10 protein-coding genes and 1 pseudogene are annotated in these 16,063 nt (G+C 70.2%); 5 read left to right on the top strand and 6 right to left on the bottom strand.

All coding sequences use genetic code 11. The annotated features are described in order from the left end of the window. Positions 1-94: 94 nt before the first annotated feature. Both AN216_RS15240 and AN216_RS15235 read left to right on the top strand, forming a co-directional pair. The gene (locus tag AN216_RS15240) at positions 95-1,252 is read left to right on the top strand and encodes an acyl-CoA dehydrogenase family protein (protein WP_070197193.1); all 1,158 of its coding nucleotides are present in this window, start codon (positions 95-97) and stop codon (positions 1,250-1,252) included. Between the two features lie 69 nt (positions 1,253-1,321). Beyond that, complete coding sequence (locus tag AN216_RS15235) at positions 1,322-2,209, top strand: acyl-CoA thioesterase (RefSeq protein ID WP_070197192.1); 888 nt, start codon at positions 1,322-1,324, stop codon at positions 2,207-2,209. A 95-nt stretch (positions 2,210-2,304) separates the two neighbouring features. Here the strand turns inward: AN216_RS15235 and erm are convergent, their stop codons facing one another. From erm to AN216_RS15225, 3 genes are all read right to left on the bottom strand, one after another. Continuing rightward, the gene (erm, locus tag AN216_RS15230; RefSeq protein WP_070197191.1) at positions 2,305-3,066 is read right to left on the bottom strand and encodes an ErmE/ErmH/ErmO/ErmR family 23S rRNA (adenine(2058)-N(6))-methyltransferase; all 762 of its coding nucleotides are present in this window, start codon (positions 3,064-3,066) and stop codon (positions 2,305-2,307) included. A gap of 478 nt (positions 3,067-3,544) precedes the next feature. Further along, the gene (locus AN216_RS30715; RefSeq protein ID WP_275522331.1) at positions 3,545-3,673 is read right to left on the bottom strand and encodes a hypothetical protein; all 129 of its coding nucleotides are present in this window, start codon (positions 3,671-3,673) and stop codon (positions 3,545-3,547) included. An 89-nt stretch (positions 3,674-3,762) separates the two neighbouring features. Then, the gene (locus AN216_RS15225) at positions 3,763-4,569 is read right to left on the bottom strand and encodes a phosphatase (protein WP_170843130.1); all 807 of its coding nucleotides are present in this window, start codon (positions 4,567-4,569) and stop codon (positions 3,763-3,765) included. Positions 4,570-5,246: 677 nt separating this feature from the next. On the opposite strand from AN216_RS15225, the gene AN216_RS15220 reads away from it, so the two are divergent. Both AN216_RS15220 and AN216_RS15215 read left to right on the top strand, forming a co-directional pair. After that, on the top strand, positions 5,247-9,122 hold the full coding sequence (locus AN216_RS15220; RefSeq protein ID WP_070197190.1) for an ABC transporter ATP-binding protein: 3,876 nt from the start codon (positions 5,247-5,249) through the stop codon (positions 9,120-9,122). A 159-nt stretch (positions 9,123-9,281) separates the two neighbouring features. Beyond that, a complete protein-coding gene (locus AN216_RS15215; protein ID WP_070197189.1) occupies positions 9,282-10,724 on the top strand; it encodes a S28 family serine protease in 1,443 nt (480 codons plus the stop codon). 79 nt (positions 10,725-10,803) lie between these two features. Here the strand turns inward: AN216_RS15215 and AN216_RS15210 are convergent, their stop codons facing one another. From AN216_RS15210 to AN216_RS15205, 3 genes and pseudogenes are all read right to left on the bottom strand, one after another. Beyond that, on the bottom strand, positions 10,804-11,640 hold the full coding sequence (locus AN216_RS15210; protein WP_070197188.1) for a sugar phosphate isomerase/epimerase family protein: 837 nt from the start codon (positions 11,638-11,640) through the stop codon (positions 10,804-10,806). Between the two features lie 389 nt (positions 11,641-12,029). Next, positions 12,030-12,167: a hypothetical protein gene (locus AN216_RS29275; protein ID WP_170843129.1), complete on the bottom strand. Its 138-nt coding sequence runs from the start codon at positions 12,165-12,167 to the stop codon at positions 12,030-12,032. 22 nt (positions 12,168-12,189) lie between these two features. Then, positions 12,190-13,459, bottom strand: a pseudogene (locus AN216_RS15205) (sugar ABC transporter ATP-binding protein); the annotation flags it as partial. A gap of 343 nt (positions 13,460-13,802) precedes the next feature. On the opposite strand from AN216_RS15205, the gene recD2 reads away from it, so the two are divergent. Beyond that, positions 13,803-16,016, top strand: coding sequence for an SF1B family DNA helicase RecD2 (gene recD2 / locus AN216_RS15200; protein ID WP_070197187.1), 2,214 nt, complete (start codon positions 13,803-13,805; stop codon positions 16,014-16,016). The last annotated feature ends 47 nt before the right edge of the window (positions 16,017-16,063 follow it).

Genomic DNA, 16,063 nt, shown 5'->3' with positions numbered 1-16,063 from the left:
CCTGGACAGTGTGAAGAACGCACCGGTAACTTGGCCTGAGCAAGCGCTTAGAAGTTCCGTTATGGCGGCGGTTCCGCCGCAGTGGAGGTACACCATGCGGCGTACGGTGTTCAACGAGGACCATGAGGCGTTCCGTCGGACCATCCGCGAGTTCATCGAGGCCGAGGTCGTCCCGCACTACCCGCGGTGGTCCGAGGAGGGCGTTGTTCCCCGGGACTTCTACAAGAAGCTGGGCGAACTGGGGGTCTTCGGCATCGAGGTCCCGGAGGAGTACGGCGGCGCGGGCGAGACCAGCTTCAAGTTCAACGCGGTGCTGACGGAGGAGACCACCCGCGCCGGTGTCAGCTTCGGCGGTTCGAGCGTCCACACGGCGCTGTGCCTGCCGTACTTCATGAAGTACGCCAACGCGGAGCAGAAGCGCCGCTGGCTGCCCGGCTTCGTCAGCGGGGACATGATGACCGCCATCGCCATGACCGAGCCCGGCACCGGCTCCGACCTGGCCGGGATGCGGACCACCGCCAAGCTCTCAGCGGACGGCACGCACTACGTCCTCAACGGTGCCAAGACCTTCATCACCGGCGGCGCGCAGGCGGACCGGATGCTCGTCTGCTGCCGTACGTCCGCGCCGGACCCGGAGAACCGGCGCGCCGGCATATCCATCCTGGTGGTGGACACCGCCTCGGAGGGCTACACGGTCGGTCGTACGCTGGACAAGCTCGGCCTGAAGTCCTCGGACACCGCGGAGTTGGCCTTCGACGACGTCCGGGTGCCCGTCGAGGACCTCCTCGGGGAGGAGGGCGAGGCCTTCGGATACCTCGCCCACAACCTGCCGCAGGAGCGGCTCGGCATCGCGCTGAGTGCCTACGCGCAAGCGGCGGCGGCGGTCCGATTCGCCCACGACTACGTCAAGGAGCGGACGGTGTTCGGCCGGGAGGTCGCGTCGTTCCAGAACACCAAGTTCGTCCTGGCCGACTGCCGGACGGACGTGGACGCGATGCAGGCCGTGGTCGACAGGGCCCTGGAGGCGCACGACGCCGGTGAACTCACCGCCGCCGACGCCGCGTCCGCCAAGCTGTTCACCACCGAGACCGCGGCCCGGGTCATCGACAAGTGCCTCCAACTGCACGGCGGATACGGCTATATGATGGAGTACCCCATCGCCCGGCTGTACGCCGACACCCGTGTGACCCGCATCTACGGCGGCACCAGCGAGGTCATGCGCTCCATCATCGCCAAGTCGATGGGCCTGTGAACCCGACCGTGAGGTGACCCTCGCGCGTCCCGTACGACCCCGGAGCCGGGGCATCCTCGGAGGAATCCGGTGAACGCACTCGAAGAGCTGGTCGACCTGCTCACCTTGGAACGGGTCGACGGGGACGTATTCCAGGGCGGCAGCGTGCCCGCGGACACGCGCCGGGTGTTCGGCGGCCAGATCGCCGCGCAGGCGCTGGCCGCGGCCTGTCGTACGGTTCCCTCGGGGCGCCTTCCGCACTCTCTGCACGCGTACTTCCTCTGGCCGGGCGATCCGGACACGCCGATCGTGTACACGGTGGACCGCGTCCGGGACGGCTTCTCCTTCACCACCCGGGGAGTGCGCGCCGTGCAGGACGGCCGCCCCATATTCCAGCTGACCGCCTCCTTCCAGCAGGCGGAGGAGGGCAGGACGCACCAGGAGCCCATGCCCGAGGCCCCCGATCCGGAGACGCTCCCGACCTCCGACGAGCTGCTCGCCCGACACGCGCACCTGTTCCAGGACACCGCCGCGGTGCGGCGCATGTCCCGCCTGCGGGCGGCGGTGGACCTGCGCTACGTCGCGGACCCGCCGTACGCCAGCGCCGGTGAGGCGCGTGCGCCGCACTCCCAGGTCTGGTTCCGTACGAATGGCAAGCTGGACGGCGAACTGGACGACCCTGCCACACACCTCTGCCTGGCCACCTATGTCTCGGACATGACGCTGCTGGACTCGGTCCTGCTCGCGCAGGGGCGCGGCGGTTGGACGGTGGGCGACGTGGTGGGCGCGAGCCTGGACCACTCGATGTGGTTTCACCGGGCGTTCCGCGCGGACGAGTGGCTGCTGTACGACCAGGGCTCCCCGACCTCGCAGAGCAGCCGGGGGCTGGCGCAGGGGCGGATGTTCACCACGGAGGGCGCGCTGGCGGTCTCGGTGATCCAGGAGGGCCTCGTCCGCCCGCCGCGTGGCAGGAGCTGAGCCGGCCGCCCGTGCCCGCGCTCCCTTCCGGTCCGCCGCCCGTACGCCGCCCCGCGCGTACGGGCGGACCCGTCAATCGGTCAGCGGGTGACCGGTCAACCGAGTTCCCGGAACAGCTCCAGCCACTGCTCCGGGCGGACGAATCCCACCGGCACCGAGCCGTCCAGCGACAGTCCCCGGCAGACCGCGCGCACCCGACGAGCACCGTGCACGCGGGAGAGCGTCGCCGCCACGGAGCCGCCCACTCCGGTGAACCCCCGTTCGACGAACTCCCGGTAGGCGGCGAGCCGTTCCGTCGGAAGCAGTGGTTCCGCGCGACGTTCGACACGGAGCAGCGCGGCATCCGTACGGGGCACGGGCTCGAAGGCGGTCCGACCGACACGGAACAGGAACCGCCATTCGTGCTCCGGCCAGGACCGTACGGTCAGCAGACTCCAACGGCCGTAGCCGCCGGTGCGCTTGAGGCCGTACTCCAACTGGGTCAGCAGCGTGGCGGAGGTCAGATCGGGGGCGTCGAGGCACCAGCGGACGATGTCGTTGGTGCGCGCGAAGGGGATGTTGCCGACCACGGCGAAGGGTTGCCGCGGTGGCCGGGCGCGGAGGAAGTCCTCCCGCACCCATTGGACGCCTGGATGGCCGCGGGTCCGTGCGGTGAGCCGGGCGCTCAGCCGAGGGTCGACCTCGTAGGCGAGAACCAGGCGACAGCGGTCCGCGAGCGGGCGGGTGAGCGCTCCCTGGCCGGCGCCCGGTTCGAGGACGAGGTCGTCCGGGGCCGGTGCGGCGGCGCGCACGACGCGGTGTACGACGGCGGGTTGACGCAGGAAGTTCTGTGAGAGGGTTTTGCGGCGGTGTGCCACGGTGCGGTCCTCTGGTGTGAGGACAGGCGCGCGGGAACAGCGGCCTGTCCGGTTCGATGGGGACACCGGAGGCCCTGGAGTGGTGGTCGTCCGCTACGGCCGCGCGAATCGGGGAGTGTCGCCCGTCGGGGAGAGGCTGTCGATGCCGGGACGTCCCGCCAGAGGCGCCGCCGTGCTCCTGCCCAGGGGGAGGGTCGTACGGTGGCTGGACGCCCGTTGGCGCCGCGTCGGGTAGCGGGTACGGCTCAGACGGCGACGCGCCGTGCTGGGCGTCGAACCGGGGCGCACCTCGGTTGTTTCGGCATCGCTCGGCGAGCGGCGAGGGTCAGGGAGCACCGCGTGAGGCGGCACGGACGGGTGAGCCGCACCGCGAGGAGCGGAGCGTCACACGTGTGGACACGGGTAGCCGCGGATGGGGGACGGCCCGCGTATGAGCCACGGGCTTCCCGAGGGGTCCGGCGTGCTCACCGCGGCGTGTTCAGGCGCGGCGGTGGTCCTGACTCACCAGGGCCGGGCGCCGGCCGCGCGGGCGGAGGGGCAGGTGGGCGCTCCACACGCACCACGCGTCGGCGCGCGGCCCGTTGAAGATCGCTGCGATGGCTCCCATGGCGGAGAGGGTACGAAGGCCTGCTCGGAGAGTGCCAATGGTTTTCCGGTCGCTTCACTGAGCGGTTGTCGTGGTCCGCTGCGGTCGGTTCAGTCGGGTAGCAGCCCCGCGGCGCCCAGCAGGTACGCGGTCATGGGCTCGTAGAAGCGGGGACTGGTCACGTGGTCGTCCAGCGGGACGGTGACCGAGACCGTGCCCTCGGCCTCGCCGAGGAAGAGCGCGGGGTCGTTGGAGTCCGCGAACCCGACCGCGTCCAAGCCCTGCTCCGCGGCGAAGCCCGCCCAGCCGTGGTCCGCTATCACCAGGTCCGGAGACGGTTCACCGGCTCCGCGCCGGGTGTCGAGGATCTGCCGCATCGGCTCCGGCGAGTGGGTGTGCCAGAGCGAGGCCCCGCGCTCGTACGCCGCGACGCCCAGGAACTGCACGATCACTCCGTCGTCGGCGAACACCCCGGCCGGCACCCGGAGGATCTCGCAGCCCGCCGCACGCAGCGCCATCGCCATGGTGCCGTGCATGTCCAGCAGCGCTCCCGGATGTCCGGTGGCGAACAGCACCCGCTGCCGGCCCTCCGCGGCCTTCCGCAGGTGATCGGCGACCCTGTCCAGGGCGTTTACCGTCAGTTCGGGGTCGATGGTGTCCTGACCGTGCCGGTGGTCGGGGTCGTCGCTCACTCCGCAGCGCTCCGCCATGACCGCGAGCACGTCCTGCTCGTCCGACCAGCGATCGCCCAGCTCCAGGCCGAGCCAGTAGTGCCGGTCGCCGTTCGCGAGCCGGCGGTAGTGGGAGAGGTTGTTCTCGCGTGGAGTGGCCACGTCGCCCGCGATCCGGGTGCGTACGAGGTGCTCGGTCAGCTCGGACCGGGAGGGCGTGGCGGGCAGCGGCAGAGGCAATGGCATGGCGCCATTGTGACGCGTATGCCAGGTCGATGGCCGGCGCGGTCGAAACGGGGCACCGGCATCATGAGATCCGTCCATGCGGAGTCGCGTCGTCCGCTGCCGGCGACGGTCGGTGGCCGGCCGGGTGTGTTCGCCGTGCCGCGTCCCCTTCCCACGGGTCTTTCAGGCACTTCCTCCCATGCCCTGAAGGGGGAATTCCGGGGGCGATTTCCGGCCGTGTTGCGGAGGGCTTCCGGCGGGGCCGGGGTGTGGCGTGTCCCACGCGTCGAATGACCGTGGAGGAAGATCGCGCAGGTGGGACGCGGAGAGTATCGATATACCTGCACATCGTAGTGATACTCAGAGGTGTCATTTTAATACACAACGTTACTGGTTTTGTTCGGTGTCGCTGGCTGCGCGGGCCCCACTTCGGCAGACTGCTCGACGTTGCCCCGCGGGACGGGGTGTCGCTGACGGACGGCGGGCCAGCCCTGTGGGGGGTGCTTGGCTTCGCTGACGGCCACCGATCCGACGCCCCGAGCAGCGGCCCCGGAGAAGTATGCGGCTCCTCCGGGGCTCGCTGTGTTCAGCTTGGCTCGCGGGATACGGTCGAGAGTCGCGACGGGCGGAATGAAATCCGGCGGTCGTGATGTTGCAGCCTTCCGGCAGCGAGGATTCGTCGGGAAAGGACGCGCGGCGTGGGGGAGAAGGAGACGGCGAGTGGCGGCGGACAGCCGGGGTGGGCGCGCAGGCTGACCGCTTACTGCTGGCGATACAAGCGCAACGTTCTCCTGGCGCTCGGCGCGTCACTCGGCGGCATGGCGGTCATGGCGCTGGTGCCGTTGCTGACCAAGGTGATCATCGACGACGTGGTGGTGTCCGGGGACGGCAGCATGGTCTGGTGGATCGGGCTGTTCGTCGCGGCGGCACTCGTCGTGTACGGCTTCACGTACGTGCGGCGCTTCTACGGCGGACGGCTCGCCCTGGACGTACAGCACGACCTGCGCACGGACATGTACGGCGCCCTCGTCCGGCTCGACGGCCGGAGACAGGACGAGCTGAGCACCGGCCAGGTGGTGGGGCGTGGCACCAGCGATCTACAGCTGGTGCAGAGTCTCCTGTTCATGGTGCCGATGATGCTCGGCAACATCCTGCTGTTCGCCGTCGCCATGGTCGTCATGCTGGCGCTCTCGCCGCTGTTGACCCTGGTGTCGGTGGCCGTCGCCCCGCTCCTGTGGTGGATCGCCAACCTCAGCCGTAAGCGCCTGTTCCCGTCCACCTGGTACGCCCAGCAACAGGCCGGGGCCGTGGCGTCCGTGGTGGACGGCGCGGTGACCGGGGTACGCGTGGTAAAGGGCTTCGGTCAGGAGCGTCAGGAGACCGGCAAGCTCCGACGCATCAGCCGTGTGCTGTTCGCCGCCCGGCTCCGCACGGTGCGGCTCAACGCGCGCTACACGCCCGCGCTGCAGTCCGTGCCGTCCCTGGGCCAGGTCGCGATGCTGGCGCTGGGCGGCTGGTTGGCGACGCGTGGTCAGATCACGCTGGGCACGTTCGTCGCCTTCTCCACCTACCTCGCGCAACTGGTCGGCCCGGTCCGGATGCTTGCCATGATGCTCACGGTCGGCCAGCAGGCCAGGGCCGGGGTGGAGCGGATCTTCGACCTGATCGACACCGAGCCCACGATGGCGGAACGCGTCGACGCCCGGGTGCTGCCAGCCGATGCTGACGCCTCCGTCGAGTTCGACGACGTCACCTTCGGCTACGGCGCGGACCTGACCGCGACACCGTCCGCCGGGGCGGTCGCTGACCAGGGGCACGAGCCGTACGACAAGCCGTACGACGAGGAACAGGACGGGCCGCGCAACGGGCCGGCCCACACGGTGCTGTCCGGCTTCAGCCTGCGGATCGAACCGGGCGAGACCGTGGCGGTCGTCGGCACCAGCGGCAGCGGCAAGTCCACCGTCTCGATGCTGCTACCCCGGTACTACGACGTCACGGCCGGTGCCGTCCGCGTCGGCGGTCACGACGTGCGTGACCTCACGCTCGACTCGCTGCGGTCGGCCATCGGCCTCGTGCCCGAGGACAGCTTCCTTTTCTCCGACACCATTCGGGCCAACATAGCCTACGGCGCCCCCGACGCGACGGACGAGCAGATACGTACGGCGGCCCGCGCGGCGCAGGCCGACGGCTTCGTCTCGGAACTCCCGTACGGATACGACACCACCGTCGGCGAGCAGGGCCTCACCCTATCCGGCGGGCAGCGGCAGCGGATCGCGCTGGCCCGGGCGATCCTCACCGATCCCCGACTGCTGGTGCTGGACGACGCGACCTCCGCGGTGGACGCCCGAGTGGAGCACGAGATCCACGAGGCGCTCCGAGGCGTCATGGCCGGACGCACCACCCTGTTGATCGCGCACCGTCAGTCCACCCTCGCCCTCGCCGACCGGATCGCGGTGCTGGACCGCGGGCGGTTGGTGGACTGCGGGACGCATGAGGAACTCACCGCACGCTGTGGGCTGTACCGCCGACTACTGACCGATCCGGAGGAACTGGCCGAGACCGAGCGGGATCCGGCCGGCCTCGCCGGACACGACGCTCACCACACCGTGGACGGTGTCACCCCCGAACTCTGGGTGCGTCGGGACGGTTCGAGCGGCCCCGACCACCAGCTCCCGAGCGGCGGCGACGCCGCCCAGAGCGGCCGCCCAGGCGGCTTCGGTGGCGAACTCGCCGCGCTGCCCGGCAGCCCCGAACTGCTCGCCCGGGTGGCGGCCCTGCCACCGGCGGACGACACGCCGCAGATCGACGAGGCGCGAGCGGAACAACCCGAGGACAGTTACGGCCTGCGTCGACTGATGCGGGGCTTCGGCCGTCCGCTCGCGATCGCTCTCGCCTTCGTGGCGCTTGACGCGCTCGCCGGGCTGTTGCTGCCGATCCTCATCCGGCACGGCATCGACGAGGGCGTACAGCAGCTCGCCCTCGGTGCCGTCTGGCTCGCCGCCGGGCTGGCGCTCGTGGTGGTTCTCGGACAGTGGGCGGCACAGACGGCGGCGCTGTTCCTCACCGGCCGGGTGGGCGAACGCATGCTGTACTCGCTGCGGGTCAAGATCTTCGCGCAGTTGCAGCGACTGGGTCTCGACTACTACGAGAGCCATCTCGCCGGTGCCGTGATGACCCGGATGACCACCGACGTGGACGCCCTGTCCACGTTCCTGCAGACCGGCCTGGTCACCGCCCTGGTCTCACTGCTCACCTTCCTGGGCATCCTCGTCGCGCTGGTGGTCCTCGATCCGCAGCTGGCGCTGCTCGTCTTCGCCACCCTGCCGGTGTTGGCCATCGGGACGTTCTACTTCCGCCGGAAGAGCGTCAAGGCGTACGAACTCGCCCGTGAGCGGGTGAGCTCGGTCAACGCGGACCTGCAGGAGACCGTCGCCGGCCTGCGGATGGTCCAGGCGTTCCGCGGGGAGGGCAGGGGCACCAGCCGGTTCGCCGAGCGCAGTAGCGGATACCGGAGCGCCCGCGTACGGGGCCAGTGGTTGATCTCGGTGTACTTCCCGTTCGTGCAGCTGCTGGCCGCGCTGGCCACCGCGGCGGTCCTCGTGGTCGGCGCGGGGCGGGTCGAGGAAGGGACGCTGACCGCGGGTGCGCTCGTCGCGTATCTGCTGTACATCGAACTCTTCTTCGCGCCGGTACAGCAGCTCTCCCAGGTCTTCGACGGTTACCAGCAGGCGTCGGTCGCGTTGGGCCGGATTCAGGAGCTGCTGCGTGAGCGGACCAGCACACCCACGGCCGAGCGTCCCCGGGAGGTCGGCACGCTGCGGGGCGACCTCTCCTTCGAGGACGTGCGCTTTCGCTACACCACGAGCGAGGGTGAACAGGACGCGCTCTCCGGCATCGACCTGCGGGTGCCGGCAGGTCAGACAGTCGCCTTCGTCGGCGAGACCGGAGCGGGCAAGTCCACTCTGGTGAAGCTGGTCGCGCGGTTCTACGATCCGACGTCCGGCACCGTGCGGGCGGACGGCACGGACCTTCGGGCGCTGGATCCGGCGACCTACCGGCACCGGTTGGGCGTCGTGCCGCAGGAGCCGTACCTCTTCCCCGGCACCGTGCGGGAGACCATCGCGTACGGCCGGGAGGACGCGACGGACGCGGAAGTGGAGACGGCGGCCCGGGCGGTGGGAGCGCACGACATGATCGCCGCGCTTCCGGACGGCTATCTGCACCAGATCGCGGAACGGGGCCGCAACCTCTCCGCCGGACAGCGGCAACTGCTCGCGTTGGCGCGGGCGGAGCTGGTCGATCCGGATGTGCTCTTGCTCGACGAGGCCACCGCGGCGCTTGACCTGGCGACCGAGGCGCTTGTCAACCGGGCCACGGAGCAGCTCGCCCGGACGCGTACCACCCTGGTCGTCGCACACCGACTGACCACGGCCGCCCGTGCCGACCGGGTCGTCGTCCTCGCGCACGGCCAAGTGGTGGAAACCGGCACCCACGCCGAGCTGTTGGCCCGGGAGGGGCACTACGCCGAGCTGTGGCGGAGATACGTGGGGGTGCCCGAGCCCTCGGTGGTCTGAGGGCGCCCGAGCTTCGGTGGTGTGAGCTGCCCGCTGGCCCCGGCGGGCAGCTCAGCCTCGTGTGAGGGTTCGTCAAGACCTCCCCGGGCGTGGATCTGGCGGAGTCCTCCCCGCGCCGATAGGTTCGCCTGCGACCTTTTCGACTCCAGGGGAGGGTGCATGGGCAAGGCGCTCAGATGGCTGCTCTCGTTCGTGGTGCTGATCGGCACCGCGTGCGTGGGTGGCGCGTCGGCCACCGCAGCGACCGCGGCGGACGCAGACAACGGCACGGAAAGTGCTGTCAGCACGGATATCAGGGACCGCATCCTGGCGATCCCGGGCATGAGCATCATCGAGGAGAAGCCCGCGGACGGGTATCGCTTCTTCCTGCTCAACTACGAGCAGCCGGTCGACCATCGGGACCCGGACGCGGGCACGTTCAAGCAGCGGATCTCCATCCTGCACCGCGACGAGGACCGGCCCACGGTCTTCTTCACCTCCGGCTACGACCTCAGCGAGGAGCCGCGGCGCAGCGAGCCGACCCAGATCGTGGACGGCAACCAGGTGTCCATGGAGTACCGCTTCTTCACCCCCTCCCGTCCCGACCCCGCGGACTGGAGCAAGCTGGACATCTGGCAGGCCGCCAGCGACCAACACCGCCTCCAGCAGGCCTTGAAGCGCATCTACGACCAGAACTGGGTGTCCACCGGCGGCAGCAAGGGCGGCATGACGGCCACCTACTACCGGCGCTTCTACCCGGAGGACATGGACGGCACGGTGGCGTACGTCGCCCCGAACAACGTCAACAACCGCGAGGACTCCGCGTACGACCGCTTCTTCGACGAGGTCTCCACCCCCGCCTGCCGGGCACGGCTCGCCGACATCCAGCGCGAGGCGCTGGAGCGGCGCGACGAGATGGTCGCGCGTTACGAGAAGGCCGCGGCCGAGGAGGGCTGGACCTTCGACCTGGTCGGCTCGGTGGACCGGGCGTACGAGGTCACGGTGCTCGACCTGGTGTGGGGCTTCTGGCAGTACCAGGAGGAGTCCGCGTGCGCGGACGTGCCCACGACCGATGTGAGCACCGACAAGCTGTACGCCTTCGTCGACGAGATCGCCGGCTTCGCCGCGTACGCCGACCAGGGCCTGCGGCCGTACGTCCCGTACTACTACCAGGCCGGCACCGAGCTGGGGCAGCCCGACGTCCGTACGCCGCACCTCCGTGACCTGCTGCGCTATCCGGGCATCAACACCCCGCGCAGCTTCGTGCCCCGGGACATTCCCATGGAGTTCGACAAGCGGGCGATGCGGGACATCGACAAGTGGGTGCGTACGGAATCCTCCGAGATGCTCTTCGTCTACGGAGAGAACGACCCCTGGGGAGCGGAACCCTTCCGCCTGGGCGAGGGTAGCTCCGACGGTCATGTCTACACCGCGCCCGGCGCGAACCACGGCGCGGACATCGCCGGCCTCCGAGACGACGAGCGGCGGTCCGCGACCTCGTCCCTGCTGGAGTGGGCTGACGTGCGGGACGATCCCGGAGTCAAGGCCCACACGCGACGGCTGACGGAGCCCCACCCGCAGCTGGACCAGCAGCCACTACGGGACCGGGCACTGCGTCCCTGACGGCCTCCCGTCCCGGCCCGTTCCTCCGGGTGCTCACCCCGGGCGGGCCGGGACCGCTGTCGGACGCCGCCGGTTCGTCTCAGGCGGCGTCCGACAGCAGACGCAACAGGTGTTCCCGTACGTCCTTCAGCGCGCCGGCCAGCTCCGGTACCTCGGGATACCAGCGCTTCTCGTACTCCCAGCACAGCCATCCGTCCCAGGACCGCCGGGCCAGCAGCTCGATCACCTCGGCCAGTGGCAGTATCCCTGCCCCGGGCGGCAGGGGTGTGGTGTCCTCCCTGGCGGCGATGTCCTTCACCTGGACATAACCCAGGTGCGGACCGAGCAGCCGCAGCGTCTCGGAGGGTTCCTCCCGCCCGCGCCAGGTGTGCAGGACGTCCCACAAGCCGCCCACCGCGTCGCTGGCCACCGCGTCCAGCACCCGGGCCACGTCCGCACCGGTGGGGTGCGAGTCGTGGGTCTCCAGGAGGACGCGTACGCCCATGTCGCTGGCCATGGGAGCGGCGGCGGACAGGCGGCGTACGGCCGTGGCGTCGGCGTCCGTGCCGACAGCGGTGCCGGGGTCGGCTTCCTGTTCCCGCTCCTCCGCACCGGTGGCGCCGCCCGGGAAGACACGCACCCACCTCGCCCCGAGGTCGCGGGCGAGTTCCAGGAGCGACCGGAGCTCGGCCAGCACCGGCTCGTCGGCGCCGGGGGCGGCGACGCGCGGATACCCGGCGACGGTGAGGATCTCGATGCCGGCGTCCCGGAAGCGTTCGACGACCGACAGTCGTTCGGCCCGCGACATTCCAGGACGCACGGACTCCTCCGGATGAGCGCGGAGTTCCACCCCGTGGAAGCCGTTCTCGGTGGCGAGACGCAGGACTTCCGGCACGGGCATACCGGGGACGCCGAGAGTGGAGAAAGCCAGTCGCATGACCTCAGCCGACCAGAAACCATCGCGCCGCGGCAACCAGGGTGGGTCGTTCGGTGGACGGGCCACGGGGGGAGCCCGCACCAGCCGACTCACCCGGGACCGTTCGGTCTGGTTGCCGCAGCGCTGGCGCCCTCCACGCCACCGTCATCACGCGCGCGAAGCATGACCGGGGGGTTGTCGTGCTTCGCGTGCGCTGCCGTAACTGGAAGGCACGCACTATGGCAACACAACGCCCGGGCCTCCCGCCTCCCCGCGCGGGACTACATCGAAGTATGCAGGAGGGCGGACATCCTCGTCGTCAAGTACGAGGACGGCGGGTGCCGTTCGGGCCACGGCGGGTGGCGGCGAGGGGAGGCCGGTGTGGCTGGGTGGGCGGGGACGTCGCCGGGTCACGAGAACTCGTCGGCGTTCCGCTCGGTCGCGACCCGTACCGGGACGTCGATCTGCCGCCGCACGTCCGTGCCGCCCGCGGCTCGTACGGCCTGGCGTACGGCCATCGAGCCGAGTTTCGACGGCTGTTGCGCCACGGTCGCGGTCAGGTCACCCTGGCGTACGCGCCAGCAGCCACTTGCCGAAGACGACCTTCTGCTGGTTGCCGCCGGACAGTGTGCGCGCGTGCTGGTTCAGGCCCGCCATCCGAATCCCGAGCCGTTCGGCCACCTGACCGGCGGCCCGGCGCTGTCCGGCACGGTTCACGAGACCCGCGCGACGCGCCTGCCGCATCGTGACCAAGCCGAGGTTCTCCGCCACGGACGCGTCCAACAGCAGCCCCTGGGCCGTACGGTCCTCCGGCACCAGGCCGAGGCCGGCCCGTAGCGCCGCGACGACGTCGTTCGGCGGGAGTGGCCGGCCGAGCACCTCGACGGAACCGTGCGGATAGGGGTCGACGCCGAACAGCGCACGTGCCACTTCCGTACGCCCCGCGCCCACCAGTCCGGCCAGGCCGACGACCTCCCCGGGGTGTACTTCGAAGCCGACGTCGACGAAGCGGCCCGGACTCGTCAGCGCCGTCACCCGCAGGAGTGGCGCCACGCTCCGTTCCCGCGCCCCACACTTCCTGGGGAAGTGCTGGTCGATGTCGCGTCCGACCATGAGACGTACCAACTCGTCCCGGTCGGTGTCGGCCGGGACCTGCGCGACCCCGCGACCGTCCCTCAGGACGGTGACCCGGTCACCGAGCCGCGCCACCTCCTCCAGCTTGTGGGTGATGAAGACGACGCCCACGCCGTCCTGCCGTAACCGATCCACGATCTCCACGAGTCGGTCCACCTCGCCAGTGGTCACCACCGCGGTCGGCTCGTCCATCACCAGCACCCGGGCCTGGCGGCTCAGGGCCTGGCGATCTCCACCATCTGCCGTCTGGCCGCACCGAGGTGACGCAGTCGTGCGGACACCGGCACGTCCACGCCGACCCGGCGCAGCAGAGCTTCTGCCTCCCGCCGCATGCGGGCGCGCGGTCGAGCAGGCCGTACCGGCGTGGCTGGCGGCCCAGGAAGATGTTCTCCGCCACGGTCAACTCCGGCACCGGGTTGAACTCCTGGTGGATGGTGGCGATGCCGTGGCGTTCCGCGTCCCGTGCTCCGCGGATGCGGACCGGTTCTCCGTCGATCAGGACGGCGCCGCCGTCCGGACGGTGGGCTCCGGCGAGGACCTTGATCAGGGTGCTCTTGCCGGCGCCGTTCTCACCCAGCAGGACGTGCACCTCGCCGGCGCGCACCTCGAAGTCGACCCGGTCCAGCGTCTGGACGCCCGGATACCGCTTGCTGATTGCCTCGGTGCGGAGCAGGGCGGGGGCGGGTGACGCGTCGAGGGTGGTCAAGGGTGCTCCAATCCCGTGCGTCCGAGGCGACGTTGGAGGAGGCCGGGCCGGCGGCAGACGTGGGCGACGGCTCGCGCTGTGGGGTGACCTGCGGTGTCGGCGGTCCGGAGCGGTCGGCGGAGCGGGGTGCCGGGTAGGGAGGGGACGGCGGTGCTGAGCGGGACGGAGCGGCGCGGAAAGGTGCCGAGCGGTGCCGAACGGTAACGAATACAGCTCGGAGAGTAGGACGTGTCAGGAAACGGGGACAAGAGGGCGACACATCCGGCCCTCGCTGTCTGGACCGCACGAACGGCCACCTGACCGTACGGCCGGGTTGTCAGTCCGAGGCGCTACCGTGAGTGATATGTCGTTCGAACCAGCTGTGCTCGAAGGCGTCCTGGAGCGCGTCACCTATGCGAACGAGGACAACGGATACACCGTCGCCCGGGTGGACTCCGGTCGTGGCGGGGAGCTGCTCACCGTCGTGGGCTCGCTGCTGGGAGCGCAGGTGGGGGAGTCGCTGCGGATGGAGGGCCGTTGGGGGTCGCACCCGCAGTACGGCAGGCAGTTCACGGTGGAGAACTACACCACGGTGCTGCCGGCCACCGTGCAGGGCATTCGACGTTATCTCGGCTCCGGGCTGATCAAGGGGATCGGACCGAGGATCGCCGAGCGCATCGTCGACCACTTCGGTCTCGACACCCTGGAGGTGATCGAGTCGGACGCGGGGAAGCTCATCGACGTGCCTGGCCTGGGCCCGAAGCGTACGCACAAGATCGCGGCGGCCTGGGAGGAGCAGAAGGCGATCAAGGAGGTGATGATCTTCCTGCAGGGCGTGGGGGTGTCCACGTCCATCGCCGTTCGGATCTACAAGAAGTACGGCGACGCGTCGATCTCCGTCGTGCGGAACTCCCCCTACCGGCTGGCGGCGGACGTCTGGGGCATCGGGTTCCTGACCGCCGACCGGATCGCGCAGGCGGTCGGCATCCCGCACGACAGTCCTGAGCGGGTCAAGGCCGGTCTGCAGTACGCCCTCTCCCAGTCCACCGATCAGGGGCACTGCTACCTCCCGGAGGAACGGCTGATCTCGGATGCCGTGAAACTCCTTCAGGTGGACACCGGACTGGTCATCGAGTGTCTGGGGGAGCTGGCCGAGCAGGAGGAGGGCGTGGTCCGGGAGTCTGTCCCCGGCACGGACGGGGAGCCGGTGACGGCGGTTTACCTCGTGCCCTTCCACCGGGCGGAGATCTCGCTTTCCGCACAGCTGCTGCGCCTGCTGCGCACTGACGAGGAGTTGCTCCCGGCCTTCCAGGAGGTCGTGTGGGACCGCGCCCTGGACTGGCTGGCCCGGCGTACGGGCGCGGATCTCGCCCCCGAGCAACAGCAGGCGGTGCGACTGGCGTTGACCGAGAAGGTGGCGGTGCTCACCGGAGGGCCGGGCTGCGGGAAGTCCTTCACGGTGCGTTCGGTGGTCGAGTTGGCGCGGGCGAAGAACGCTCGGGTGGTGCTGGCGGCGCCGACTGGCCGGGCCGCCAAGCGGCTCGCCGAGCTGACCGGCGCGGAGGCGTCCACGGTGCACCGGTTGTTGGAGCTCAAGCCGGGTGGGGACGCGGCGTACGACCGGGAGCGACCGCTGGAGGCGGATCTGGTGGTGGTGGACGAGGCTTCCATGCTGGACCTGCTCCTCGCCAACAAGCTGATCAAGGCGGTGCCGCCGGGCGCCCACCTCCTACTGGTGGGCGACGTCGACCAGTTGCCGTCGGTCGGGGCGGGTGAGGTGTTGCGTGACCTCCTCGCGTCCGAGAGTCCGGTGCCCGCGGTGCGACTGACCAGGATCTTCCGGCAGGCACAGCAGTCTGGCGTGGTCACGAACGCGCACCGGATCAACGCCGGGACACGGCCCATCACCCAGGGACTGCCCGACTTCTTCCTGTTCGCGGAGGACGACACGGAGGCCGCCGGACGACTCACGGTGGACGTGGTGGCCCGACGGATTCCGGCGAGGTTCGGACTCGACCCCCGCCGCGACGTACAGGTACTCGCCCCGATGCACCGAGGCCCGGCGGGCGCGGGCACGCTCAACGGCCTGTTGCAGCAGGCCGTCACGCCCGCCCGTCCGGATGTGCCGGAGAAGCGGTTCGGCGGCCGGGTGTTCCGAGTCGGCGACAAGGTCACCCAGATCCGCAACAACTACGACAAGGGCGCGAACGGCGTCTTCAACGGCACCGTCGGCGTGGTCACCGGACTGCACGGTGAGGACCAGCGGCTGACCGTGCTGACTGACGAGGACGAGGAGGTGTGCTACGACTTCGACGAGCTGGACGAGCTGGCGCACGCCTACGCCGTGACTATTCACCGCTCACAGGGCAGCGAGTATCCAGCGGTGGTGATTCCGGTCACCACCGGTGCCTGGATGATGTTGCAGCGCAACCTCCTCTATACCGCGACAACGAGGGCGAAACGGCTGGTGGTGCTGGTCGGCTCGCACCGGGCGATCGGCCAGGCGGTGCGTACGGTCTCGGCTGGTCGTCGCTGCACGGCCCTGGATCACCGGCTCGCCGCGCCGAGCGGACCCTGAGGGCGTACGGAATGCGCGCGCGGGGGTGACCGGCGGGCTCAGAAGGT

The sequence above is a fragment of the Streptomyces oceani genome (assembly GCF_001751245.1).
Classification (GTDB): Bacteria; Actinomycetota; Actinomycetes; order Streptomycetales; family Streptomycetaceae; genus Streptomyces; species Streptomyces oceani.
The sequence above is the reverse complement of the archived record's forward strand: the minus strand, read 5'-3'. Positions and strand labels throughout refer to the sequence as shown.

Excerpts from the sequence above, each read along its gene's own strand:
- AN216_RS15240 (WP_070197193.1), top strand. The coding sequence starts at position 95 with ATGCGGCGTACGGTGTTCAACGAGGACCATGAGGCGTTCCGTCGGACC.
- AN216_RS30715 (WP_275522331.1), bottom strand. The coding sequence starts at position 3,673 with ATGGGAGCCATCGCAGCGATCTTCAACGGGCCGCGCGCCGACGCGTGG.
- AN216_RS15225 (WP_170843130.1), bottom strand. The coding sequence starts at position 4,569 with ATGCCATTGCCTCTGCCGCTGCCCGCCACGCCCTCCCGGTCCGAGCTG.
- AN216_RS15215 (WP_070197189.1), top strand. The coding sequence starts at position 9,282 with ATGGGCAAGGCGCTCAGATGGCTGCTCTCGTTCGTGGTGCTGATCGGC.
- AN216_RS15210 (WP_070197188.1), bottom strand. The coding sequence starts at position 11,640 with ATGCGACTGGCTTTCTCCACTCTCGGCGTCCCCGGTATGCCCGTGCCG.
- recD2 (WP_070197187.1), top strand. The coding sequence starts at position 13,803 with ATGTCGTTCGAACCAGCTGTGCTCGAAGGCGTCCTGGAGCGCGTCACC.